Annotated in this window: 23 protein-coding genes and 1 pseudogene; 14 read left to right on the top strand and 10 right to left on the bottom strand. The window is 76.3% G+C overall.

What is annotated here, in order from left to right; translation table 11 throughout:
• Positions 1-127: 127 nt before the first annotated feature.
• The 6 genes from WA616_RS22930 to WA616_RS22905 all read left to right on the top strand — a co-directional run bounded on the left by WA616_RS22930 (position 128) and on the right by WA616_RS22905 (position 5,292).
• Positions 128-1,282 (top strand): hypothetical protein, encoded by a 1,155-nt coding sequence (locus WA616_RS22930; RefSeq protein ID WP_336033496.1) that lies wholly within the window; start codon positions 128-130, stop codon positions 1,280-1,282.
• Positions 1,279-1,848 (top strand): CHAP domain-containing protein, encoded by a 570-nt coding sequence (locus WA616_RS22925; RefSeq protein WP_336033495.1) that lies wholly within the window; start codon positions 1,279-1,281, stop codon positions 1,846-1,848. Before WA616_RS22930 ends, WA616_RS22925 begins: the two co-directional genes overlap by 4 nt.
• Positions 1,845-2,819: a glycosyltransferase family 2 protein gene (locus WA616_RS22920; protein WP_336033493.1), complete on the top strand. Its 975-nt coding sequence runs from the start codon at positions 1,845-1,847 to the stop codon at positions 2,817-2,819. The genes WA616_RS22925 and WA616_RS22920 overlap by 4 nt, the downstream gene beginning before the upstream one ends.
• Before the next feature lie 122 nt (positions 2,820-2,941).
• Positions 2,942-4,066 carry a polysaccharide pyruvyl transferase family protein gene (locus WA616_RS22915; protein ID WP_336033491.1) on the top strand — a complete coding sequence of 375 codons (1,125 nt, stop codon included), beginning with the start codon at positions 2,942-2,944 and terminating at the stop codon, positions 4,064-4,066.
• The gene (locus WA616_RS22910; RefSeq protein ID WP_336033489.1) at positions 4,063-5,100 is read left to right on the top strand and encodes a glycosyltransferase; all 1,038 of its coding nucleotides are present in this window, start codon (positions 4,063-4,065) and stop codon (positions 5,098-5,100) included. Before WA616_RS22915 ends, WA616_RS22910 begins: the two co-directional genes overlap by 4 nt.
• A 57-nt stretch (positions 5,101-5,157) precedes the next feature.
• Positions 5,158-5,292 (top strand): hypothetical protein, encoded by a 135-nt coding sequence (locus WA616_RS22905; RefSeq protein ID WP_336033487.1) that lies wholly within the window; start codon positions 5,158-5,160, stop codon positions 5,290-5,292.
• Between the two features lie 196 nt (positions 5,293-5,488).
• On the opposite strand, the gene WA616_RS22900 is transcribed toward WA616_RS22905, so the two are convergent.
• The gene (locus WA616_RS22900) at positions 5,489-6,139 is read right to left on the bottom strand and encodes a TVP38/TMEM64 family protein (protein ID WP_336033486.1); all 651 of its coding nucleotides are present in this window, start codon (positions 6,137-6,139) and stop codon (positions 5,489-5,491) included.
• 68 nt (positions 6,140-6,207) lie between these two features.
• On the opposite strand from WA616_RS22900, the gene WA616_RS22895 reads away from it, so the two are divergent.
• Positions 6,208-7,416, top strand: a complete 1,209-nt coding sequence (locus WA616_RS22895; protein ID WP_336033484.1) for a glycoside hydrolase family 3 N-terminal domain-containing protein — start codon at positions 6,208-6,210, stop codon at positions 7,414-7,416.
• Here the strand turns inward: WA616_RS22895 and WA616_RS22890 are convergent.
• Positions 7,382-7,627, bottom strand: coding sequence for a hypothetical protein (locus WA616_RS22890; RefSeq protein ID WP_336033482.1), 246 nt, complete (start codon positions 7,625-7,627; stop codon positions 7,382-7,384). The two genes, WA616_RS22895 and WA616_RS22890, sit on opposite strands and share 35 nt — an antisense overlap.
• Positions 7,628-7,752: 125 nt before the next feature.
• Here WA616_RS22890 and WA616_RS22885 point away from each other — a divergent pair, with 125 nt between their 5' ends.
• Together WA616_RS22885 and WA616_RS22880 are read left to right on the top strand one after the other, a co-directional pair.
• Positions 7,753-8,556, top strand: coding sequence for a hypothetical protein (locus WA616_RS22885; RefSeq protein ID WP_336033480.1), 804 nt, complete (start codon positions 7,753-7,755; stop codon positions 8,554-8,556).
• Positions 8,557-8,631: 75 nt separating this feature from the next.
• Positions 8,632-9,153 (top strand): hypothetical protein, encoded by a 522-nt coding sequence (locus WA616_RS22880; protein WP_336033478.1) that lies wholly within the window; start codon positions 8,632-8,634, stop codon positions 9,151-9,153.
• 47 nt (positions 9,154-9,200) lie between these two features.
• Here the strand turns inward: WA616_RS22880 and WA616_RS22875 are convergent, their stop codons facing one another.
• Together WA616_RS22875 and WA616_RS22870 are read right to left on the bottom strand one after the other, a co-directional pair.
• A complete protein-coding gene (locus WA616_RS22875; RefSeq protein ID WP_336033476.1) occupies positions 9,201-9,338 on the bottom strand; it encodes a hypothetical protein in 138 nt (45 codons plus the stop codon).
• 136 nt (positions 9,339-9,474) lie between these two features.
• Positions 9,475-9,651 carry a hypothetical protein gene (locus WA616_RS22870; RefSeq protein WP_336033474.1) on the bottom strand — a complete coding sequence of 59 codons (177 nt, stop codon included), beginning with the start codon at positions 9,649-9,651 and terminating at the stop codon, positions 9,475-9,477.
• 220 nt (positions 9,652-9,871) lie between these two features.
• Here WA616_RS22870 and WA616_RS22865 point away from each other — a divergent pair, with 220 nt between their 5' ends.
• Positions 9,872-12,010 (top strand): SpoIIE family protein phosphatase, encoded by a 2,139-nt coding sequence (locus tag WA616_RS22865; RefSeq protein WP_336033472.1) that lies wholly within the window; start codon positions 9,872-9,874, stop codon positions 12,008-12,010.
• 31 nt (positions 12,011-12,041) lie between these two features.
• Positions 12,042-12,875, top strand: a complete 834-nt coding sequence (locus WA616_RS22860) for an SDR family oxidoreductase (RefSeq protein ID WP_336033471.1) — start codon at positions 12,042-12,044, stop codon at positions 12,873-12,875.
• 15 nt (positions 12,876-12,890) lie between these two features.
• On the opposite strand, the gene nrfD is transcribed toward WA616_RS22860, so the two are convergent.
• The 6 genes and pseudogenes from nrfD to WA616_RS22830 form a co-directional block, all read right to left on the bottom strand.
• Positions 12,891-13,943, bottom strand: a complete 1,053-nt coding sequence (gene nrfD / locus WA616_RS22855; protein WP_336033469.1) for an NrfD/PsrC family molybdoenzyme membrane anchor subunit — start codon at positions 13,941-13,943, stop codon at positions 12,891-12,893.
• Positions 13,940-15,004 carry a 4Fe-4S dicluster domain-containing protein gene (locus tag WA616_RS22850; RefSeq protein ID WP_336033468.1) on the bottom strand — a complete coding sequence of 355 codons (1,065 nt, stop codon included), beginning with the start codon at positions 15,002-15,004 and terminating at the stop codon, positions 13,940-13,942. Before WA616_RS22850 ends, nrfD begins: the two co-directional genes overlap by 4 nt.
• Positions 15,001-18,291 (bottom strand): annotated as a pseudogene (gene fdh, locus WA616_RS22845) (formate dehydrogenase). Before fdh ends, WA616_RS22850 begins: the two are co-directional and overlap by 4 nt.
• A gap of 169 nt (positions 18,292-18,460) precedes the next feature.
• Complete coding sequence (locus tag WA616_RS22840) at positions 18,461-18,850, bottom strand: MmcQ/YjbR family DNA-binding protein (protein WP_336033466.1); 390 nt, start codon at positions 18,848-18,850, stop codon at positions 18,461-18,463.
• Positions 18,851-18,876: 26 nt separating this feature from the next.
• Positions 18,877-20,037, bottom strand: a complete 1,161-nt coding sequence (locus WA616_RS22835) for a hypothetical protein (RefSeq protein ID WP_336033464.1) — start codon at positions 20,035-20,037, stop codon at positions 18,877-18,879.
• Positions 20,038-20,115: 78 nt separating this feature from the next.
• Positions 20,116-20,379, bottom strand: a complete 264-nt coding sequence (locus WA616_RS22830) for a hypothetical protein (protein ID WP_336033463.1) — start codon at positions 20,377-20,379, stop codon at positions 20,116-20,118.
• 104 nt (positions 20,380-20,483) lie between these two features.
• Between WA616_RS22830 and WA616_RS22825 the strand changes: the two genes are divergently transcribed.
• Genes WA616_RS22825 through WA616_RS22815 form a run of 3 tightly spaced genes read left to right on the top strand, consistent with a single transcriptional unit; the run spans position 20,484 to position 24,123 of the window.
• The gene (locus WA616_RS22825) at positions 20,484-21,293 is read left to right on the top strand and encodes an MBL fold metallo-hydrolase (protein ID WP_336033461.1); all 810 of its coding nucleotides are present in this window, start codon (positions 20,484-20,486) and stop codon (positions 21,291-21,293) included.
• Positions 21,290-21,964, top strand: coding sequence for a DedA family protein (locus WA616_RS22820; RefSeq protein ID WP_336033459.1), 675 nt, complete (start codon positions 21,290-21,292; stop codon positions 21,962-21,964). Before WA616_RS22825 ends, WA616_RS22820 begins: the two co-directional genes overlap by 4 nt.
• A gap of 32 nt (positions 21,965-21,996) precedes the next feature.
• Positions 21,997-24,123 carry a phage holin family protein gene (locus WA616_RS22815; protein ID WP_336033457.1) on the top strand — a complete coding sequence of 709 codons (2,127 nt, stop codon included), beginning with the start codon at positions 21,997-21,999 and terminating at the stop codon, positions 24,121-24,123.
• Positions 24,124-24,162: the final 39 nt, after the last annotated feature.

Here is a 24,162-nt window from a genome sequence, read left to right as displayed (position 1 = left end):
CCCTGCCTTTGACAGCGGGCCGCGCCCGGCCCCACGATCGCGCTCGCAGACCCCGGTGGCCCGCTGACGCGCTCCGGACCGGCCCCTCCCCCGCCGTCCCCCCGCGATGCCGCCTGCCGGAGGACCCATGCCCTCGCTGACCGTCGTCGCCCCCGCCACGGGCAGCCGCGTGCGCGGCACCGTCGACGTGCGGGTGCGGCTGCGCGGCGGCGGGCGGGTGTCCGACGTGCAGGTGGTGATCGGGCCGCCGGCCTACGGCACGCGGCAGGCGTCCCCACTGGGCGGCGACACCTGGGGCTGGCGGTGGGACACCACCCGCAAGCTGGCCGACCCGGCCGTGCCCGCGCCCTGTGACGCGCTGTTCTGGATCAGCGCGGTCGCCGTCGTCGACGGGGTGGAGGTGACCGCGCCCCACGTGCCGGTGGTGACGGCCAACGCGCCGGCGGCGACCTCCCGTCGCGCCGCCGGCGGCTGGCGGCCGGAGCTGGCCTGGGCGGCCGACTACGGCGGCGACCTCGCCCGCTGGCGGCGCAGCAACTCCGCCGTGATCGGCGCGGCCTACGCCACCCTCGCCGACGACCCGGTGCTCGGCAGCGCCCGCCGGGCCGTGCGGGTCTCGGTGCCCGACTCGGCCCGGGACGACGCCGACCAGCCGAACCGGACGACGGTGCGCTTCCAGTCCTCGAGCCGGCGGGTGATCACCGAGGGCGACGAGTTCTGCGTCGGCTTCGCGTTCCTGCCGCCGGCCGACTTCCCGAGCGTGCACCCGCGCGGTGACGTCACCAACCCCAGGGGCGAGGAGGCCACCGGCTACCTCGCGCTGTTCCAGGTCTACGGCCCGCCCTACGGGGCGGGCTCCCCCTTCGTGCTGCACGCCGAGCGCCGGGCCCTGGACGACCCGGTCGACGAGTTCGCGGTGCGCGGCAACGAGCTCAACCCGGGCGACCCGGTGCCGCTGCTGTCGCTGCCCTACCGGCGCGGGCGCTGGACCGACGTCGTGTTCCGCATCCGCGCGTCGTCGTCGATCGAGCAGGGATGGGTGGAGACCTACGTGAACCAGGGCGAGTCGACGGCGGTGCGGCCGCTGCCGCTGGCCACCGGGCAGCTGCGGGTGCCGCGGGTGCTGCTGCGGCCGGACTCCGACACCTTCCGGACCGACGTGCAGCTGTACCGCGTCGCCGGCCGCTTCGACCGGGTGACGATGTGGCACACCGGCCACCGGGTCGCCCGCACGGTGGCCGAGGCCGATCCCCGCTCCTACCGGAACGGGCCGCGGCCGTGACGCCGGCGAGCCGCCGGGTGTTCCTCCGGCGCGGCGCGGTGCTGCTCGGCGTCGGCGGGCTGGCGCTGGTGGCGGGGTCGGAGGTGCTGTCCGAGCGTCCTGCCGCCCCGGTGGGGGTCCGGCTCGACACCGCGGCCGGTGGCACGCCGGGCACGCTCGCGGCGGTGCTGGCCGAGGCCTCCTCGACGGCCGGGCGGCGGCTGCTGGGCAGCCCGTGGGAGACGTGGGCCGGCGCGGTGACGACGGGGTGGAGCGGCCTGTACGTGAGCTGGCTGCTCCGGCACCTGGGCGGCACGCCGACGACCGACGTCGCCGCCGTCCGGAACGCGCTGGCCGCCCGGGGGCGCACCGGCACGGCGCCGGCGGTCGGGGCCGTCGTCTTCTACTCCCCCGGCTCCACCGCGCCGCCGACCCGCGCCGGCCTGGTGACCTCGGTGACGCGCGGCGTCGCCCAGACCGTTGAGGGCGACCACCCCGTGACCGTCCCCCTGTCCGAGCGGTTCGTGCGCCGGCTGTCGCGGCCCGGGCACGGCACCGTCTCCTACGGCTATCCGGAGTACATGTGAGCCGCCCGCTGGTCAGCGTCGTGCTACCCGTGCACGACGACGCCGCGCACCTGCCCGCGGCGGTCGAGCGGGTACTCGGCCAGCGCGGCGTCGACCTGGAGCTGGTGGTCGTCGACGACGGGTCGAGCGACGCCTCCGGCGCCCTCGCCGAGGAGGCGGCCGCCGCCGACCCGCGGGTCCGGGCCCTGCGGATGCCGGTGAACGGCGGCGTCGCGCGGGCGCGGCGGCGCGGCGTCGAGGCCGCCCGCGGCGAGTGGGTGTGGTTCGTCGACAGCGACGACGGCTGGCCCGACGACGCGGCGGCGCGGCTGCTGTCGGCGGCCACGGGCGACGTCGACGTCGTCGTGGGCGGGGCGGCGGTGACCTTCGCGTCCGGCCGTGCGCCGGTGCTGCGGCCGGCGCCGGAGGGGCCGCCGGTCCCGGGGCGCGAGGCGTTCGGCCGGCTGCTGACCGGGCCGGTGACCGGCCACCTGTGGAACAAGCTGTTCCGCCGGGAGCTGCTGACCGGCATCGAGTTCACGCCGGCGCGGGTGCAGTCCGACCTCGCGATGACCGCGCAGGCGCTGGCCGCCGCGCGCACGGTGGCCTGGCTGCCGGAGGTCGTCTACGAGTACCGGATGCGCAGCGGGTCGGTGATCACCAGCCGCTCCCGGCGCGCGGAGTCGCTGGAGCTCATCGCGGCGGCGGTCGAGGGCGCGGCGCGCTCGCTCGGGCCGCCGGTCGCCGACGGCGACGAGTACCGCTACTTCGTCACCCGCTACCTCACGCTGTCCGGGCTCAAGGACGCCGTGCAGGCCGCCTACGAGCCCGAGGACCGCGACCGGCTGGTCCGCACGCTGCGCGGGCGGCTCGGCCCGCGGGAGCTGGCGCTGCTGGCGCGGCGCCGCGACGCCCGCCGGCTGGCGCTGGCGGTGGCCGCGCGGACCTCGCTGCCGGTCTACCGCCGGCTGCTCGCCGCCGCTGACCGGTAGTCCGCCCGACCGAGACGCAGCGGCCACAGACGCTTCACCCGCAGGTCACACGGGTGGGCCAGGCTGACCGGGACAGCGCCGTCGCCCCCGAGCAGCCCAGTCCCCCTCCCGGAGGTCGGCGGATGTCCCAGGTCTTCGCGGTCGGCCGCGGTCAGTACGACAACATCGGCGACATCGTGCTGCGCCGGCAGTTGCTCGACTGGGTGCGGCCGGCCGGCGAGCTGCACGTCTACGTGGGTGAGTCGCCCGCCGGCTACGACGACGGGCTCAGGCTGGCGCCCACGGACCGGGTGTACCGCTCCTTCCGCGCCTGGTACCGCGCCGCCCTCGACGCCGCGCTGGCCGGCGAGGGCCGCTACGTCTTCAAGCCGGGCGAGATCCAGCTGACGCTGCCCGGGATGAAGGAGCACCTGTCGGTGCTGCCGCTGCTGGCCACGCTGCGGGCGCGCGGCGGGCGGGCGGTGCGCGCCGGCGTCGGCACCCGCAACTACGCGCCGCTGCCGCGGGCGCTCATGCGCCCCTCGATCGCGCTGTCGGACCTGACCCTGTGGCGCGACGTCTCGACCGGCGCCTACATGGGCTCCGGCGGGGTCATGCCCGACCTGGCGTTCGGGGAGGGCGCGCCCGACGAGGAGGTGGCCGGCTTCGCCGCGCCGGCGCCGGACCGCGACGTGCTGGTGGTGTCGATGCGGTCCGACGGCGTGACCCGGCCGTGGCCGAGCGACGCATGGGTCGAGGGCGTGCGCCGGCACGCGGCGGCGCACGGGCTCACGCCGTGGGCCGTCACGCAGGTGCGCGACGACGAGGCCTGCACCCGGCGCCTGGCCGAGCAGCTCGGGGGCGAGGCGCTGACCTGGGCGCCCGAGACGCCGCACGACGTGCAGGAGGACCGGCTGCGGGCGCTCTACCGGCGGACGTCGATCGTGGTGTCCGACCGGCTGCACGTGGTCATCGCCGCGTACACCGAGGGCGCGCTGCCCGCCGGGGCGACGACGCGTCCCTCGGACAAGGTGGCGCGGCACCTGCGCACGATCGGGATCAACGACGTCACGCTCGACGCCGGGGACACCACGGCCGACGACGTCTCCCGGCGCCTGGACGAGATCTCCCGGCGGCGGCCCGAGCTCACCGCGCGGCTGCTCGAGGCGCGGGCCACGCTGCGCCGGCACCGCGACCAGGTGCGGCGGGTGCTGGGCATGCCGACGTCGGCCGCGGTGTACGACCTCGAGGAGAGGCTGGCCGGGTGAGGCCGACCGTGTTCCACCTGGGCCGGGTGGGCGAGGTGGCCGGGGGCATGACGCAGGTGCTCAACGGCTACCTGGCCTGGCCGTTCCCGCGGGTCGACGTCGCGGTGGTGACCACCCGCGGTGAGCCCGGCGACCTGCGCGCTGGGCTGCGGGCGGCGTCCGGCGCGGCGGCGCGGATCCGGCGCATGGACCCGGCGACGTCGGTCGTCGTCGGGCACCTGTCCTACGGCGGGTCGTTCGTGCGCGAGGGGCTGCTGCTGCGGCTGGCCGCCGCGCGCGGGATCGGCACGGTGGCGCACCTGCACGGGAGCTCGTTCGCCCGCTTCGCCGGCCGGTACCCGCGGCTGACCGGGTGGGTGCTGCGCGCGGCCGACCGGGTGGTGTCGCTGTCGGAGGAGACCACCGACGTCGTGGCGCGGTTCGTGCCGCGGTCGCGGGTGTCGCTCGTGCCGAACGCGATCCCGCCCGGGGACCCGGGGCCGAAGGAGGACCTGGTCGTCTTCGGCGGGGCGGTGTCGCAGCGCAAGGGCGTCGACGTGCTGCTGGCGGCGTGGGAGCGGGTGGCGCCGGCCGGCTGGGAGCTGGTGGTGGCCGGGCCCGTGCGCGACCCGGAGGTGGTGCGCGAGGACGTGCCGGGGGTCCGCTTCGCCGGGGCGCTGGCGCACGCCGAGCTCATGGCACTGCTGGACCGGTCGCGGGTGGCGGTGCTGCCCTCCCGGGCCGAGGCGATGCCGGTGTTCCTGCTCGAGGCGATGGCGCGGGACAACTGCGTGGTGTCCACCGACGTCGGCGGCATCCCGGCGGTGCTCGGCGGCGGGCGCGGCGTCGTCGTCCCGGCCGGGGACGCCGACGCGCTGGCCGGGGCCCTCCGCTCGGTGCTCACCGACCCCGGCCTGCGGGCGCGGCTGGCCGCAGCCGGGCGCGCGGCGTTCGACGAGCACTTCAGCGCGGACGCGGTCTTCGGGCAGGTGGAGGACCTGTGGCTGTCCGTGCTGCCCGCCGGGTCGATCGGCGTCGACCACGCGTCCCGCTGACCCCAGACACCTCAGGCGTCCGTCGTCGTCGGCGCCTCCGCCCGTGAGGATCGGGGCGTGTCCTTCCTCCTCGGCTCGACCTGGCTGGCGCTGCACGTGTTCATGGCCGAGCACGGCTCCCTGCTGATGGCGGCCGCGGCGTGCGGGATCGCGCCGTCCGGCGCTCTGCTGCGCCGTCGAGTCGCCGCCTGAGCCCAGCGCCGGCGGACGACGGAACAGGGCCACGTCCCCGCCCCGCCTCCACGATGCTCGCCTGTGTCGTGGGCGGCATGTGGCACCCGGGCGCAGCGAGCAGTGCACGTCGCGCATCCGCTCAGCGGAGCGGTGGCTCCATGCCCACCCAGCACGGACGTCCTCCGGCCACCGCACCGGGGCATGAAGACCGGCGTCAGCCGGTGCGCGAGCGGGTCCGGCGCCACCACAGGACACCGCCGGCCACGAGCAGGAGCACCACGGCACCCTCGACCACCAGGCCGCCGGGCGAGGTCACCCACTCCGGCAGTCCGCCCACCGAGGCGCCCACCGCCACCTGCAGCGCCGACCCGGGCACGATGCCGAGCACCGTCGCCGCGGTGTACGGCGCCAGCCGCATGGCGGTCAGCCCGGCCGCGTAGCTGACCGGCATGAACGGGATCGGCGAGATCCGCACCAGCAGCATCGGCCCGAAGCCGTGCCCCACCAGCCGCCGGTCCACCTCCGCCAGGCGGCGCCCGGCCAGCTTCGTCACCGCGTCACGGCCGAGCCACCGGGCGAGCCCGAACGCGCCGAGTCCACCGAGCGCACCGCCCACCACGGCCGCCGCGAAGCCGCCCCAGAAACCCAGGACGACGCCGAGCAGCAGCGACAGCGCCGTCCGCGGCACCGGCGCGAGCAGCGCAACGCCGACGCCCGACGTCAGGAGCACCAGCCCGGCGAGGCCCGAGCGGTCCACCCAGCCGCGCACCGTCCCGACGTCGGGCAGGTCCACGGTGAGCGCCACCACCCCCGCCGCCGCGAGGAGGGCGACGAGCACGCCGGCCCGCACCCACGTCCCCCGCACGGTCCCATCGTTCCCCACGGCCGCGAGGCAGACTGGGGCGACCGCCCGCCCGCGCCCGGAGGAGAGCGATGCGCCCGCCCGCCCGGACCCGCCCGGCGCTCGCCTGCGCACTGCTCGCCCTCGCCCTGACCGCCTGCTCGGGGTCGGGGGATCCGCAGCAGGAGCCGGCGGCCGAGAGCTCTGTCACCAGCAGCAGCGCCCCCGCCACGACGAGCGCCGAGCCCTCCCCGCCCCCCGCCGACCCGGTGGAGGAGCAGGTCGACGCCGCCCTCGCCGCCCTCGACCGCCGCGGGCAGGTGGCGCAGCTGTTCGTCATCGGGGTCCGGCTCGAGGACTTCTCCCCCGGCGACGCCCTGGTCGCCGACGGCGTCGGCGGCGTCTTCCTCGCCGGGCGCTCCCAGGCCCCGGCCGAGGACATCGCCGCCGTCACCGGCCGGTGGGTCGACTCCGCGCCCGGGCCGCGCCCGTGGACCGCCGCCGACCAGGAGGGCGGGGCGGTGCAGAGCCTGCAGGGGCCCGGCTTCGAGCGGCTGCCGGCCGCGGTCGACCAGGGACAGCTGCCGCCCGACCAGCTCGCGGCGCTCGCCGACGGCCTCGGCGCCGACCTGGCCTCGGCCGGCATCACCCTCGACCTCGCGCCCGTGGCCGACGTCGTCCCCGCCGGCACGGAGGCGGACAACGACCCGATCGGCGCGTTCGGCCGGCAGTACGGGAGCACGCCGGCCGACGTCGTCCCGGACGTGCAGGCCGTCGTCGACGGGCTGGCCGCCCACGGCGTCACCGCGACGATCAAGCACTTCCCCGGCCTCGGGCTGGTCGACGAGAACACCGACGAGGTCCCCGGCGTCACCGACGACGTCACCACCGCCGCCAGCGAGCAGGTGGCCGCGTTCGGCGAGCTCGCCCGCTCCGACGCCGACCCGTTCGTCATGGTGTCGTCGGCGACCTACCCGCGGCTGGACCCGGCCGCGCCGGCGACGTTCTCGCGGCAGGTCATCACCACGCTGCTGCGCGGCTTCCTGCGCTTCGACGGCGTGGTGATAAGCGACGACGTCGGCGCGGCCGTCGCGTTCCAGGACGTGCCGCCCGGCGACCGCGCGGTGCGCTTCCTGGAGGCCGGCGGCACGCTGGTGCTCACCGTCGACCCGGCGGTCTACCCCGAGATGCTCGACGCCGTCCTGGCCCGCGCCGAGGCGGACCCGGCCTTCAGCGAGGTCGTCGACGCCGCCGTGCGCACCGCGCTCACCGCGAAAGCGGAGTCCGGTCTCCTCGGTTGACCGGGCGCCGGTCCGGGCGGGCCAGCACCAGCAGCATGAGCATCGCGACCAGCCAGCCGGCGCCGATGAACAGGTCGCCCAGGTGCAGCCCGTGCGTCACCGACAGCCGGACCAGGACCGGCCCGTCGTTGATGTAGTTGCCGGTGACCAGCAGGAAGGCGAACCCGGACAGGACCGCCCCCGTGACGGCGGCACACGTCCAGCGGAGCATCCGCGCCACGGTAGTCGCGGAGCGGACGTCGTGCCGGAACTGCGCCGCCGTCGTACCCGGTGGAGTGGCACGCTGGCCGGTGGACGGCCCGTGCCGGGCGGCCGGACGACGGGACGGGGGCGCGCGTGACGGGTGAGCAGTACGGGCCACCGCCCCGGCCGGCGACCGCCGTCGCCGCCGCCGTCCTCGCCCTCGCGCAGGCCGCGGTGCTCCTGCTGCTCGTCCTCGTGGTCGTCGTCGACGTCGCGGGCCTCGGGCGCGGCGCCGACGTCGGCCTGCCCGCCCTGTTCGCCATCGCCGCCTGCACGCTGGCGGGCCTCGACCTGCTCGGCGGCCTGCTCCTCCTCCGCGGTGCCGGCCGGGCCCTCCTGCTGGTCACCGCCGCGGTCGAGGCGGGCGTCTCCGGTCTCGCGTCCGTCGTCGCGCTCGCCGGCCTGGTCCGCGCCGGCGCCTCCTCCTCCGGCGACGCCCTGGTGCTGCTCGCCGCCGTCGCCCTGCTCGCCCTGCCCGTCGTCCGGCTCGTGCTGGTCAGCCGGGCCGAGGTCCGCGCCTGGGCGCGGACGGGCCGGGACCCGGTCCGCACCGGGACGGTCGCCGCGCTGCTCGGGCCGGTCGCCGCCCTGGCCGCGACGGCGACCGTCGTCCTCGCGGTCACCGGCACGGACGCCGTCTTCACCGACGGCGTGGGGGGCACGTACTCCGGCAGCGGCGAGCCGGTGGCCCCGCCCGCGCCCGGCGGTCAGGACTTCGACGGGCAGTTCGCCGACACCGCCGGTGACTGCTACGGCGGCGAGATGGCGGCCTGCGACGACCTCTACGCGCAGACCCCGGTCGGCGATCCCTACGAGACCTACGGCTCCACCTGCGGCGGCCGCCTCGACGACGAGACGTACGGCGGCTGCGTCCGGGTGTTCGGGCCGACCGACTGACCCGCTCTCACCCCTCGGGGTGGGACGGCGGGTGCCCGGCTGTCGGGACGGGTACCGGCGGCCGTTCTGACCGCCATGACCATCGCGCACGACCCGATCGCCCTCAACACGTTCGCCCCGCTGGTGGACGGCCTGCCCGCCCTCGAGCTCGGCTCCGCCGGGCTGCTCCCCGGCCCGGCCGGCGTCCGCGCCGAGCTCGAGCGCCGCGTCGCCCGGGCGGCGCACCGGCCGCGCGCGCTGGTGGTCCTCGGCCTGCTCCGCCGCGACGACACCTGGCCCACGTCGCCGGGCGTCCTCGACGCGACGACCGCGCTCGTGGCGCGCACCCTGCGCGGCGACGACTGGCTCGGCCGGTCCGGTCCCGCGGAGTTCGCCGTCCTGCTCGACGGCTCGGCCGACGACGCCGACGCGGTGGCCGCCCGCCTCACGGCCGGCGTCGCCGCGCTGGGGTCCTCCGGCCTGGGCGCGGGCGCCGGCATCGCGGTGCTCGAGGACGGCGTCGCCGCCGGGGAGGTGCTGCGCCGCGCCACGCTCAGCCTGAGCACCGCCCGCTCGGCCGGCGCCGGCACCGTCGTCCGCTACCGCGGCGTGCGCTGACTCCTGGGCGGCGGTCCGCGACGGCGCGGACCGGCCCGGCAGGCGCGTCAGCGGGGCCCGTCGACCTCCTCGGCCGACGGCCCGCCGGGCTCGTCGTCGGTGGCCTCGTGCCGGTCCGCGTTCCGGATGGCCGCGCCCAGGACGAGCGCCGCCACCACCGCGAGCACGACCCAGGCCACGAGCACCCACGCCCACCACGGCACTGCTGTTCCCCCAGCCGGACTCCGACCCCCGTGGTGACGTCCTGACACCTGCACACCGCCGACCGCGAGCGGCCCGCTGACCGCCCACCCCAGCGTCCCCCTCGCGGACGGCCGCCGGTCACCCGGCGCGCCGCTGCTCCGCGGGCGGGTCCTCCTCGTCCGGCGGGGCCTCCTCGCCCGCCGGACCGGCACGGCGGCCGGACCGGTCAGCCGCCCCGAGCGCAGGCCCGAGGACCACGCCCAGCACGACGGCCACGGCGAGCCACCCGACGAGCACCCACGTCCACCACGGCACCGCTCCCCCCGGACGGAGGGCGACTCCCCCTGATCACCCTCCGGCCTTCGGAGACTACCGAGAGTGAGTGGACGTCGCACGGCGGACGGCCACGGTGTGACCTCCGACGGGATGGATTGCCCGCAACCGACCGTTCCGGTACACCTGTGACTCGACCTCCTCGAGCACCCGGGGTGTGGTCACGCGGGACCCGGTACGGGCCGGGCCCAGGAGAGGTGCCGTGAAGGACGCAGGACAGCCGGGGCCGGTCGACGCCCCGACCGGGGCGGCACAGCACCCTGCCCAGCAGCACGTCGACGAGATTGCGGCCGCCCTCCGCAACGAGCTGGCGATGGACGCCGCCGGCATCGGCACCTGGGACTGGGACCCGGTCACCGGCACCCTCGACTGGGACGACCGACTGGTCGAGCTCTTCGGCTACAGCGACACCGGCTTCGACCGGAACCTGGCGAGCTTCGCCGCCCGCGTCCACCCCGAGGACCGCGACGACGTCCTCGCCGCGCTGCAGCACGCCCTCGACACCGGCAGCGACTTCGCCTCCGTGTACCGCATCGTGCTGCCCGGCGGCGTCCTCCGCTGGATCTCCGCCCGCGGCCGCACCCTCACCGACACGCGGGGGCGGTCCACCCGGCTGCTGGGTGCCGCCTCCGACGTCACGGAGCAGCGCGGCACCGAGCTGGCGGTCACCCGCGTCCTCGAGGCGATGCCGGCCGGCTTCTACTCCCTCACCCCGGACTGGCGCTTCGCGCAGGTCAACGCCGAGGGCGAGCGGCTGCTCGGCGTCAGCCGGGAGCGGCTCCTCGGCACGGTCATCTGGGAGACCTTCCCGGCCACGGTGGGCTCGGAGTTCGAGACCGGCTACCGGCGCGCGGCCGAGACCGGCGAGCCGGTCTCCTTCGACGCCTACTACCCCCCGCCGCTCGACGGCTGGTACGGGGTCCGCGCCTGGCCCACCTCCGAGGGCCTGTCGGTGTACTTCCTCGACGTCACCGAGCGGCTGCGCGTCCAGGAGCAGCTGCGCCGCAGCGCCGAGCGGGTGGCGACCGTCGCCCGCATCAGCACCGAGCTGGCCGACTCCCTCGACGCCGAGGTCGCCACCGGGCAGGTGCCGCGGTTGGTGGTCCCCGCCCTCGCCGACGCCTGCATCGTCAGCGTCCTCGACCAGCACGGCCGCCCCCAGGGTGTCAGCTCCTGGCACGCCGACCCCGCCGCCCGCGAGCTGCTCCAGGACTACGCCGCCGCCCGGGCCGCCGCGCTCGCCGCGATCCCCGCCGTCACCCGCACCCTCGCCACCGGTGAGGTCCTGCAGCTGACCGGCGCGCAGGCGCTGGCCACCACCCCGCCCGGCCGGCCCCACGACCTCCTCGCGGCGATCGCCCCCAGCGCCGCCGTGGCCCTCCCCCTGCGCGGCCGCGGGCACACCCTCGGCCTTCTCTCCCTGCTCTACACCGACGGGCGCGCGCCGACGGCAGAGGAGGTCGCCACCCTGCGCGACGTCGCCGACCGGGTGGGGATGGCCCTCGACAACGCCCGCCTGTACCGGACGCAGCGGCGCCTCGCGCTGGAGCTGCAGCACTCGATGCTCACCGCGCCGCCGGAGCCCGACCACGCCGAGATCGTCGTGCGGTACCACCCCGCCGCCGAGGCCGCGGCGGTCGGCGGCGACTGGTACGACGCCTTCCTCACCGCCGAGGGCGCGACGACGCTGGTCATCGGCGACGTCGCCGGCCACGACACCGCCGCGGCCGCCACGATGGGCCAGCTGCGCAGCCTGCTGCGCGGGGTGGCCCTCGGCACCGGCGCCGGCCCCGCCGCCGTCCTCGGCGAGCTCGACCGCGCCATGGACCTGCTGCGGCTGGGCACCCTCGTGACCGCCGCCGTCGCGCGCCTCGAGCAGACGCCGGAGGAGATCGCGCGCGGCGTCACCCGCCTGCGCTGGGCCAACGCCGGCCACCCGCCGCCGCTGGTGCTGCACGCCGACGGCCGGGTGAGCGTGCTGGCCCCCGAGCCGGCCGACCTGCTGCTCGGTGTCGATCCCACCCGGCAGCGGCGCGAGTCGGTCGTCGAGCTCCGCCGCGGCGACACGGTGCTGCTCTACACCGACGGACTCGTCGAGCGCCGCGACGGCGACCTCGACTCCGGCACCGCCCGGCTCGCCGAGACGCTGACCGCGCTCGCCGGCCGGCCGCTGCAGGAGACGTGCGACCTGCTCGTCGAGCACATGGTCGACGGCCGTCCCGACGACGACGTCGCGCTCGTCGCCGTGCGCCTGCACCCGCAGGACGGCCCGCGCCCGGCCGCCGCCGGACCGGTCGACGTGCCCGCCGCCGTCCCGCCGGACCCGGCGACACCCGCCTGAGCCCGTCCCGGCCCGCTCTATGGTCGGGCGGGTGATCGTCGTGACCGCCGCGGGCGGGGCCACCGGGACCGCCGTCGTCCGGGCGCTGCGGGACCGCGGCGAGCAGGTGCGCGCCGTCGTCGCGTCCCCGCGGCCCCGGCCGGAACTGGAGGCGCTGGGCGCCGAGGTCGTCGCCGCCGACCTCACCGGCGACCCCTCCGCCGCGCTCGACGGCGCCGACGCGCTGTACCTGATCTGGCCGAACTTCGACCCGGCCGAGGCCGACGGCGCCCCGGCGGTGCTGCGCGCGGCGGCCCGGTCGGGCGTGCGGAGGCTGGTCTACCACTCGGTGCTGCGCCCGCAGGCGCGGTCGATGCCCCACCACGCCGCCAAGGACCGGGTGGAGGAGGCGCTCGACGCCGTCGTCGCCGGGACCGGCGCCCGCTGGCGGGTGCTGCAGCCGTGCGCCTACGCCGACAACCTCGACGACGCCGTCGCCGCGGCCGCGCGGTCGGGCGAGTTGCGCAGCGTCTGGGGCCTCGAGCGCGCCCAGTCGCTGGTCGACCTGCGCGACGTCGCCGAGGCCGCCGCCGTGCTGCTCACCGGGGACGGCCTGGACAGCGGCACCTTCGAGGCGGCCGGTCCCGAGGAGCTCAGCGCGCCGGACCTGGCCCGGCTGGCCGGCGCGCACCTCGGCCGCGAGGTCACCGCCGTCGACGCCGACCCGCCGGCCGACGACGGCAGCTACGCCCGCCGCTGCCTGCGGGCGATGTTCGCCGAGTACCGCGCGCACGGGTTCACCGGCAGCCCGCGGGTGCTCACCGCGCTGCTCGGCCGCCCGCCGCGCACCTTCGCCGACCACCTGAGGGGCCGTCAGCGCCGCTGAGGCCCACCCAGGCCGTCACCGGGTGATCGTCGAGGCGTGCCCGTCCAGCTTCGCGGCCTCCTTGGCGGCGAGCCGCTCGCGCTGCGGCACCACGGTGTACTTCGGGTCCTTGGCGCTCACTAGCCCGGCCTCGAACACGCCGAACCGGGTGAGCAGCGAGCCGGCCGCCAGCAGCGCCCCGGCCACCACCGCCCCGGCCCGCCGGCGCCCGGCGACGACGGTCAGCGCCGCACCGGCCGCGGTGCACGCCTTGGCCGCGCGCAGCAGCGTCCCGGGCCGGCCCTCGAGGTAGGGCTCGCTGACGATCCCGTGGTCGTGCTCCACCCGGTGCATGACCGCGAGCTCGATCGCCGCGCCCGCCACCGCGGTGCGCCGCGACGGCGCCGCCTCGGCCACCGGGGTGAAGACCATCGTCACGCCGCCGCCCGCCGCCATCGCCGAGCCGCCGAAGACGTACGGCAGCTGGTCGTGCGCCGCGTGCCACGAGGGCACCGCGGTGTTGGCCAGCAGCACGCCGGTGTAGGTGGCCAGCGGCCCGCCGAACAGCGCCGACACGACGCCGCCGAAGCGCTTGAGCCGCGGGAACCAGCCGAGCAGCTCCACGGCCGCCGTCGCCGCGGCCGCCCCGCTGAACGGCGCGAGGATGTAGGAGCCCACCGACAGCGGCGAGGTCGGCTTGAAGACCCGCAGCATGTGCAGGAACCGCTCGGGCCGGCCGAGGTCGTGGATGAGGAAGACCACCGAGGCCAGCGCCCCGCCGCCGGCGGTGTAGCGGCTGACCCGGGTCAGCGTCGGCCGGCCGGTGACGTCGGCGACCGCCGCCAGGATCGACGACGACCCCGCCATCCCGCCGAGGAACAGGTAGAGCGGGACGTCGGGCGACTTCCACACCGGCGGCTTGACGATCGGGCGGCCGTAGTAGGAGGTGAAGGTGGCGTCGTCGACCATGGCGACCTCGCCACCGCCGCCGCGCCGCCCGCCCCTGCGCCGCCGCTTGCCGCGGGCCTCCGCGGCCGGGCCGTCGGCCCGCCGCCAGCCGGCGCCCGGTGCGGTCAGCCCCTCGGTCACGGCCGCCGCCCGAGGAACGACGAGATCACGACGCCGGCGATCATCGCCGCGCCGGCCGCCGCGGCCCGCCACATCGAGGGCAGGTCGCGGGTGGTCACCACCGGGTCCGGCGGCAGCCCGTAGACCTCCGGCTCGTCGAGCAGCAGGAAGAACGCCCCCGCGCCGCCGACGCCGTCGTCCTCGTCCCGGCCGTAGAGCCGCGCCGTCTCCACGCCCTGCGACTTGAGCGTGGCCAGCCGCGCGTCGGCGCGGGCCTGCAGCTCGTCGAGGTTGCCGAACTGGATGGACTGCGTGGGGCAGGCCGTGGCGCAGGCCGGCTGCAGCCCGTCGGTGAGCCGGTCGTAGCACATCGTGCACTTGAAGACCCGGCCGTCGTCCTTGCGCTGGTCGATGACGCCGTACGGGCACGCGGGCACGCAGTAGCCGCAGCCGTTGCAGATGTCGCCCTGGACGACGACGGTGCCGAACTCGGTGCGGAACAGCGCCCCGGTGGGGCACACGTCCAGGCAGCCGGCGTGCGTGCAGTGCTTGCAGACGTCGGAGCTCATCAGCCACCGGATCTGCTTGTCGGTGCCGCTCTGCCCGGTCTGCGGGTCGAACTCGCTCAGTGCCTCGGCGTTGAGCACGCTCGACTGCTGCGCCGCGACGAGGCTGCCGTCGTTCTCGCCCTCGGCCACCGACGGGCCGCTGCCCCGCCGGTCGTCGCCGGGGCGGCCGAAGGTCGGCATGGGCAGGTCGACGGCGCGCGACTGCTCGATGAAGGCCACGTGCCGCCAGGAGTTGGCACCCAGCTGGCCGGTGTTGTCGTAGGACATCCCGGACAGCCCGATGACGTCGCGCACGCCGTGCGAGTCGTCCATCGGCAGGGTGTTCCACTCCTTGCACGCCACCTCGCAGGCCTTGCAGCCGATGCACACCGAGGTGTCGGTGAAGAAGCCCACCCGCGCCGGGTGGTCGGTCTCGTAGCCGGACTGCCCGGTCACGTCCGGGACCGGCCCGAAGAGCCGGTTCTCGGGGTCGTTGCCCGTGAAGGCCGCGCTCGCCGAGCTGATCGTCGTCACTGCTGCGACCCCTCCCCCGCCTCGGCGGCCACCGGCTCGCGGCCGTTGACGCCCACGCGGCCGGACTCGACCCCGGCGCGGCGCCGGTAGCCCTCCACGAACTCGAGCAGCTCGGGCCCACGCGGGCGCCGTCCCGGCCGGATGTCGGCGGTGCTGACCTTGTCCTCCTGGATGTGCGTGTTCGGGTCGAGCACGATCCCGAGCAGGTCGTTGGCCGAGTCCCCGGTCGAGATGCCGCTGTAGGACCAGTGGTAGGGCATCCCGATCTGGTGCACGACCTGGCCGCTGCGCAGCCGGATCGGCCGCATCCGCTCGGTGACCAGCACCTTCGCCTCGATCGCCGTCCGGGTGCTCACCAGCGTCGCGAACTCGCCGTTGACCAGGCCCCGCAGCGCGGCCAGCTCCGGGCTGACCTCGACGAAGAACTCCGGCTGGAGCTCCGAGAGGTAGGGCAGCGTGCGGCTCATCCCGCCGGCCGTGTGGTGCTCGGTGAGCCGGTAGGTGGTCACCTGGAACGGGAAGACCGGGCTCAGCGACGGGTTCTCCCGGTTCCACGGGCCGTTGATGTGCTCGATCGTCGGGTTCGCCTGCTGCTTGTACAGGGCGTTCTCGACGACGGACTCCGCCGGCTCGTAGTGCGTCGGCAGCGGACCGTCGACGACGCCCGCCGGCGCGTACAGCCAGGCCTTCCCGTCCCCCTGCATGATGAACGGGTCGGAGCCGCCGATCGCGTCCTGCGCCCGGGCCCCCTCCGGCGGCACGTAGTCCGGCCGCTTGGTCGCCTCGAAGTCCGGGTTGTCGACGCCGGTCCAGCGGCCGGCCTCCTCGTCCCACCACACGTACTTCTTGCGCTCGCTCCACGGCTTCCCGTCGGGGTCGGCCGAGGCGCGGTTGTAGAGGACCCGCCGGTTGTACGGCCACGCCCAGCCCCACTCGGAGGCGACCTGGCCCTGCTCGCGGCCGGGCCTGCGCCGCGCGGACTGGTTGACCTCGTCGGCGTAGACGCCGGAGTAGATCCAGCAGCCGCACGACGTCGACCCGTCGTCCTTGAGCTCCAGGTAGCCGGAGACGGCGCGGCCGTCGGGGCCGACGCCGTTGATCTCCCGCAGCACGTCCTCGGCGCTGGGCTCGGCGTCCGGCCCGTGCGTTGGGTAGTCCCACGTGAGGTCCAGCAGCGGGCGGTCGCGCGGGTCGGTGGAGCCCGCGAGCCGCTCGCGCAGGATGCGGCCGAGGTGGAAGTAGAACCACAGGTCGCTCTTGGCGTCGCCCGGCGGCTCGACGGCCTTGTGCCGCCACTGCAGCAGCCGCTGGGTCTGGGTGAAGGTCCCCTCCTTCTCCGCGTGCGACGCCGCGGGCATGAAGAAGACCTCGGTGGCGATCGTCTCGGGCGCGAGCTCGCCGGTCTCGATCTCCGGCGACTCGTTCCAGAAGGTGGCCGACTCGATCATCTGCAGGTCGCGGACGACCAGCCAGTCGAGGTTGGCCAGCCCGAAGCGGTTCATCCGGCCGTTGGGGTGCCCGACCGTGGGGTTCTCGCCGACGAGGAAGTAGCCGGAGATCTTCCCCTCGATCATGTCCTTGATCTGGCGGTAGGAGCTGTGGTCGCCGTCGATGCGCGGCATGTAGTCGAACGCGAAGTCGTTCTCCGCCGTCGCGGCGTCGCCCCACCAGGCCTTGAGCAGGCTGACGATGTAGGCCCGCTTGTTGCCCCAGAACCCGGCCTTGCCGGCGGCGTCGGCGCAGTAGTCGTCGAGCGACTCGTGCTGCATCGCGTGCGGCATCGGCAGGTAGCCGGGCAGCAGGTTGTACAGCGTCGGGACGTCGGTCGAGCCCTGGATGCTGGCGTGCCCGCGCAGCGCCAGGATGCCGCCGCCGGGACGGCCGATGTTGCCCAGCAGCGTCTGCAGGATCGAGCAGGTGCGGATGTACTGCGCGCCGACGCTGTGCTGCGTCCAGCCCACCGAGTACACCCACGCCGTCGTCCGGTCGCGGCCGCTGTTCTCGGTGACCCAGCGGGCCACCTGCAGGAACACCTCCGGCTCGACGCCGCAGACCTCGGCCACCATCTCCGGGGTGTAGCGGGCGAAGTGCCGCTTGAGGACCTGGAAGACCGTCCGCGGGTGCTGCAGCGTCTCGTCGCGCTTCGGCTTGGCGGCGATCGGCGGGCCGCCGCTGCCGGCGGCCTGCGCCTTGTCGGTCTTGCGGATCTCGGGGTGGTCCTCGAGCTCGTCCTGCTCGGCGGCACCGGCCGGGTCGTCAGAGCCCGAGTGCGGCGGCTCCTCCGGCTCGTACTGCCAGCTGGACTCGTCGTAGGTGTTGTTCTCCGGGTCGAAGCCGGAGAACAGGCCGCCGAGGTCCTCGGCGTCGGCGAAGTCCTCGCTCACCAGCGCCGCGGCGTTGGTGTAGGCGACGACGTACTCCTTGAAGTACAGGTCGTTCTCGAGGACGTAGTTGATCAACCCGCCGAGGAAGGCGATGTCGGTGCCCATGCGCAGCGGCACGTGCAGGTCGGCGATCGCGCTGGTGCGGGTGAACCGCGGGTCGACGTGGATGATCTTCGCGCCGCGCGCCTTGGCCTCGCTCACCCACTGGAAACCCACCGGGTGGCACTCGGCCATGTTGGAACCCTCGATGACGATGCAGTCGGAGTTCGCGAGGTCTTCCTGGGAGTTCGTGGCACCGCCACGTCCGAACGAGGCACCCAGACCGGGCACCGTGGCGGAGTGCTATATGCGCGCCTGGTTCTCGATCTGTATGGCGCCCATGGCGCTGTACAGCTTCTTCATGAGGTAGTTCTCCTCGTTGTCGAGGGTCGCCCCTCCGAGGCTCGCCAACCCCATGGTGCGGTTCACGCGCTTGCCGTCGTTCTCGTCCTGCCAGCCCTTGCGCCGGGCCTCGAGGACGCGGTCGGCGATCATGTGCATCGCCGTGTCGAGGTCGAGGTCCTCCCACTCGGTGCCGTACGGCCGGCGGTAGCGGACCTTGGTCACCCGGGTCGGGCTGGTCACCAGGGACTTGCTCGCGCTGCCCTTGGGGCACAGGCGTCCGCGGCTGATCGGCGAGTCGGGGTCGCCCTCGATCTGGACGATCTGCTCGTCCTTCACGTAGATCCGCTGCCCGCAGCCCACCGCGCAGTAGGGGCACACGCTCTGGACGACGCGGTCGGCGGTGGCCGTGCGGCTCACCACACCCTCCGTCGCCTTGCTGCGCGCCGCGGCGCCGCGTCCGAGGGGGTCGGGACCGGTCAGCTGCCGGAACACCGGCCACGCGTCGAGCCAGGTCTTCACCCGGTTGACTGTGCCACCGCGACGGCGATCCGGCGCGCGGAACGCCGCGGTACCGATCGGACCGGTACCGCGGCGTCCGTGCATCTCCGCGGAGATGCACGGTGCATCTCCGCGGAGGTGCACCGTGCACGTCCGCGGAGGTGCACGGATCGGGTCCGCGGGCGGGCGCTCAGGCGCCGCCGGCGAGGTGCTCGCGCGCCAGCCGCCGCGGCGCCCTGGCCAGCCACGCGTCGGTGACCAGCTCGGCGAGCTCGCCGGCGTCGACGGCCTCGAGCCGGACGAGGACGGCGGCGTACCCGTCGAAGTGCGGCGTCGTCAGGTAGACGGCGGGGTCGCCGGCGACCAGCGCGCGCTTGACGCCCTCGTCGGCCACGGCGGCGCCGAGCAGCGGCCCGTCCGGGGCGCCGGGGCCGAGGTGCTCGAGGTCGGCGCGGCGCAGCGGCCGCTCCCACACGAAGGTGCGGCCGCGCACCTTCCACGCCGGCGAGCCCCAGGACGTGCCCTCGGCGGTCTCCGGCAGCGCGAGGGCCAGGCGCCGCACGTCCGCCCAGGTGGCCACCCGCGGGAGGCTAGCGGCGGCCGGCGTCAGCCGGGGGCGCCGGCGTACCCGGGTGAGACGTAGCCGAGCCCGACCGTGCCGGCCGGGACGAAGTCGCCCTCCGGCGGGCTGCCCTCGTGCACGCCACCGGTCAGGGTGGGGTTGCCGGGCCAGGTGGCGAAGCCGTCGGTGACCGTGGCCGGGCAGGTGAGCCCGTCCGTGCGGGGCCAGATGCTGCGGCCGAACTGGCGGCCCGCGCGCGGCTCGATCCAGACGTCGTCGAACACGAGCGGGTGGCCGTCGGTGCAGTCGGTCCACAGGAAGTGGCCGCCGCCCTCGACGGGCGTGACCTCGGAGCTGCCGACGTCGGCCCGGCGGACGGTGCCCGCTCCGATCTCGCCGAGGTTCTCCGAGATGTGCAGCCCCTGGTAGTTGCTGGTGCCGGTGAGCCGGTCGATGCGGAACTCGCGCAGGCCGCCCCACGGCTGGAAGACGTCGGCGTGGTTGCCGCTCTCGGTCCCGCGCACCCCCTCGATGCGCACGTTCTGCACCTGGAGCACCGCCTCCGGGGCGTTGGCGGCGATCCCGTCGGACTGCGAGCCCTCGACGTCGCCGTCGACCAGCAGGCCCTCGAGGTGCACCGTGCCCGTGCAGTCCCGGACGTAGACGGCGCGCTGGTCCTGCCCGTCCGCCGTGGCCGAGGGCAGCACCGTGATCTGCCCGCCGATCAGCACGGCGTTGCGGCAGTCGGTGACGGTGACCGGTCCGACGGCGGAGTCGGCCGGCAGCACGATCCGGACGTCGCCGCCGCGGGCGTCCACCACCGTCATCGCGTCGGTGGCCGTGACCTCCCGCACCGGGTAGTCCTCCCAGCCGGCGGGCGGCGCCCAGCTCAGCCGCGCCTCCGCGGGGGCGGGGCCCGCGGGCGCGGTGGTCGCGCCGGGGACGGTCGTGGTCGGGCCGGCCGTCGCCGTGGCACCGGTGGTCGCCGCCGGCGCCGGGGTGCTCGTCGCGACGGGGGTGGTCGGCGCGGCGGGGGTCGTCGGCCCGGGAGCGGTCGTCGGCGCGGGAGCGCTCGGCGCGGGCACCGTCGACGGCGGCGGGGGCCCCGCGGCGGTCGTCGGCGACGCCGGTCCTGCGGGGCGGCAGCCGGTCAGGAGGCAGGCGAGGACGGCCAGCGCCACCACGCAGCGCGATCGAGCAGGCACGCGCGGCAAGGTAGCCCCGGGGCGGGACGGGCGGTGGACGCCGCGCCGGACCGTCCCGTCACGGCCTCCGGACCGCCCTCAGGGCGCGGACGCGGCCGTCCGGGGAGCGCGCGGCGGGAGCGCGCGGCCGCAGGCAGCCAGGTGCTCGCGCAACCGGCCGGCCTCCTGCCTGCGCTGCTCGGCGCGGCGCCGCAGCACCGCCACCTGCCGGGGATCGGTCGTGCGCTGCGCCCGCAGGTCGAGGACCGCCGCCGTCTCGAGGAGCAGGGCCATGCGGCGCAGCTCCTCGGACAGCTCGGCAGCCGGTCCGGTCGACCCCGGGTCGCGCCCCGCTGAGGTCATGGCAGGCATGGTGGGCCGCCTCCGCGCCGGGCGCACCTCGAGCGGACGGATCCGTCCGAGGGAAAGCGCTCGGGGACGTCGGTGCCGGGGTCGATACTGGCCGGGTGGGGAACCCCGGACTGCACTGGCTGGGCCACTCGACGGTCCGCGTCGAGCTGGCCGGCAGCACGGTGCTCACCGACCCTGTCCTCACCGCCACCGTCGGGCCGCTGCGCCGCGTCGTCCCCCCGCCGCCGGAGCCGGCCTGGGCCGGCACCGACCTGGTGCTGGTCAGCCACCTGCACGCCGACCACCTGCACCTGCCGTCCCTGCGCCTGCTGGGCGACGACGCCCGCGTCGTCGTGCCGCGCGGCGCCGGGCCGTGGCTGCGCTCGCGCGGCCTGCGCTGGGTCGACGAGCTGGCGCCGGGCGAGTCGCTGACCCACGGCGGGCTGCGGGTCACCGCCGTCCCGGCCGCGCACAGCGGCCACCGGTGGGGCCCGCGGCTCACCCACGGCCCGGACACCGCCGCCGTCGGCCACCTGGTCGAGGGCGACGGGCGGACGGTCTACGCCCTGGGCGACACCGACCTGTTCGACGGCATGGCCCGCATCGGCGAGCGCGGGGTCGACGTCGCGCTCGTGCCGGTCTGGGGCTGGGGTCCCACCCTGGGCCCCGGCCACCTCGACCCGAGGCGCGCGGCCGAGGCGGTGGCGCGGGTGCGCCCGCGGTTCGCCGTCCCGGTGCACTGGGGCACGCTCACCGTGCCCGGCGGTACCACGGTGCCGGGGCTCGCCCGGCGCTACCGGCGACTGCTCACCGAGCCGCCGCGGGAGTTCGCCGCCGCCGTCGCCGGGCGCGCGCTGCCCACCACGGTCGTCGTTCCCGAACCGGGCGAGCCGGTCGTCCTGCCCACCCCGGCAGGGGCGCCGTGAGCGCCACCGGGACGCTGGCGTCGAGCTGGACCGACGGGTCCTCGCTCGGCTACCCCGTCGTGTTCGGCGGCGTGCTGCTCGGCTCGATCGTGCCGGTCGTGCCCACCGGCGCCGTCGTCGGCGCGGCGGCCGCCCTGGCGGTGAGCACCGGCCGGCTCGACCTCGCGCTGGTGCTCGTGCTGTCCACCCTCGGCGCGTGGATCGGCGACGTCGTCACCTTCGCCGTCTGCCGGTTCGGCGGGCCCGCGGCGGTGCGCTTCGTGGCCCGGGGCCAGCACGCCGACCGGATCGAGGAGGTCCGCGCGCAGTTCCGGGCGCACGGCTGGCAGATCGTGCTGGTCGGCCGGCTGCTGCCCGCCGGGCGCATCCCCGTCCTGCTCGCCGCCGGCGCCCTGGCCTACCCGTGGCGGCGGCTGCTCCCCGCCTCCCTGCTCGCCGCGACGCTGTGGGCGGTCGCCTACGCACTGCTCGGCGTCGTCAGCGGCGGTGTCTTCGACAACCCGCTGGTGGCCACCCTGGTCGCCACGCTGCTCGTGCTCCTCGTGGGCGCACTGCTCAACCTCGTCGCCGCCGCCCGCCGGCGCCGGGCCGCGCCCGAGCGGCCCGGCGACGACCCCGCGCAGGAGCCCGCCGGACAGGCCAGCGCGTCCCCGTGCGGCCCGGCCTCGTGAGCGCCGGGTCCCCGGGACGCGCCGGGGGGCGCGTGCTCGGTTCCGGCCGGGCCACCGCGCGCGTGCTGCTCACCTGGGCGCTCAGCACGCTGGCGCTCGTCGTCCTCGACCGGTGGCTCGCCGGCTTCGCCATGCGGAACTGGTGGCAGCCGCCGCTGGCCGCGCTGCTGCTCGGCCTGCTGTCCGGCGTCGTGTGGCCGCTGGTCATGCGGGTGGCGCTGCCCCTGGCGCTGTTCACCCTGGGCCTCGGCAGCTTCCTGCTGCTCGGCGCCGTGGTGCTCGCCGCCTCCTTCGCCGTCCCCGGCGTCACCGTCGCCGACCTGCGCACGGCCGTGCTGGTCGTGGTGGCGATGGCCGGGGTGACGGCGGTGGTCACCAGCGCGCTGGCCGTCGACGAGGACGAGCTGTTCTTCCGCCGCGCCCGCCGCCGGGCCGCGCGCACCCCGGCCGCCGCCCCGCAGCCGCCCGGGGTGCTGTTCCTGCAGATCGACGGCCTCGGGTTCGACACCGCGCGCCGCGCCGTCCGCGACGGGTCGATGCCCACCCTCGCCGCCTGGCTGCGCTCGGGCAGCCACGCGCTCACCTCCTGGCACACCGACTGGAGCTCCCAGACCGGCGCCGCGGTGTGCGGCATCCTGCACGGCTCCAACCACGACGTCGTCGGCTTCCGCTACTACGAGAAGGACCGCGACCACGTCGTCCAGGTCTCCCACCCGGCCGACGCCGCCGAGGTGGAGCGCCGGCACTCCGACGGGCGCGGGCTGCTGGCCGGCGGCGGGGCCAGCCGCGGCAACCTGTTCAGCGGCGACGCCCCGCACGTGAGCCTCACGATGAGCTCCCTGCCGCTGGTCACCACCCGGCGCTCGATCCGCCGCCGCGAGCGGGTGGGCGCCGGCTACTACGCCTACTTCGCCAACCCGGTGAACGCCGTCCGCACGCTGGGGGTCTCGCTCGTCGACGTCGCCCGCGAGCTGTCCGCCGCCGCCCGGCAGCGGCGCGCCGACGTCCGGCCGCGGGTCAGCCGCGGCGGCATCTACCCGCTGGCCCGGCCGGGCACCACGGTGATCGCCCGCGACGTCGTCGTGGCGGCGATCCTCGAGGACATGCTGGCCGGGCGGCCGGTGGTCTACGCCGACTTCCTCGGCTACGACGAGGTCGCCCACCACAGCGGCGTCGAGCGCTTCGACACCCTCGAGGTGCTGCGCACCATCGACCAGCAGATCGGCCGGCTGGCCCGGGCCGGCGCGCTCGCGCCGCGCGACTACCACCTGGTGCTGCTGTCCGACCACGGCCAGACGCAGGGCGAGGCGTTCGCGCAGCGGTTCGGCGAGACGATCGAGGCGTTCGTCGGCCGGCACTGCGGCGGCTCCCCCGCGCCCGGGCGCCGAGGCGGCGAGCCGAGGGACAGCCGCCGCCCCGCCGAGGGCTGGCAGGTGGCCTCCGCGCTCGCCGAGGCGGCGTCCGGTCCCGGGCCGATCGCGCGGCGGCTGCGCGAGCGGGTGGAGAGCGCCGGCGCCGGCGAGCACACGCACCGCACGCCGTCGGGCCAGCCCGGGCAGGTGGCCCGCGTGGCGCCGGGCGTGGTGGTCGTCGTCTCCGGCCACACCGCGGGGGTGCACTTCGCCGACCTGCACGGCCGCGTGCCGCTGGAGGAGATCGAGCGGCACTGGCCCGACCTGCTGCCCGCGCTCGTCGACCACGCCGGCGTCGGGTTCGCGCTCGTGCACTCCGAGGAGCACGGGCCGGTCGTCCTCGGCCGCGACGGCCTGCACCGCCTGGCCACCGGGGTGGTCATCGGCGCGGACCCGCTGGGCCCCTACGGCGAGCACGCGCCGGCGCTGGTCGCCCGGGTGTCGGCGTTCCCGCACTGTCCCGACGTGATGGTCAACAGCCGCTACGACCCCGACACCGACGAGGCCTCCCCCTTCGAGCCGCACGTCGGCTCGCACGGCGGCCTCGGCGGCCCGCAGCAGCGCGGCTTCCTCGCCCACCCCCGTGTGCTCTCCCCGCCCGGCGAGATCGTCGGGGCGGAGCACCTGCACCGGGTGCTGCGCGGCTGGCTCACCGAGCTCGGCCACCCCGAGCCCGACGGCGCCGGCGCCGCGGTGGGCCCGCTCAGCCGCACCGCCCTGCAGACGGCCGACGCCGGGCGGATCTGAGTCCCCGTCCCGGAACGGCGGGCTACGTGTTCGTGAACA

The organism is Geodermatophilus sp. FMUSA9-8, assembly GCF_037034165.1.
GTDB classification, from domain to species: Bacteria; Actinomycetota; Actinomycetes; order Mycobacteriales; family Geodermatophilaceae; genus Geodermatophilus; species Geodermatophilus nigrescens.
Note: the sequence above shows the minus strand (reverse complement) of the source record. Positions and strands in the feature narration are given on the sequence as shown.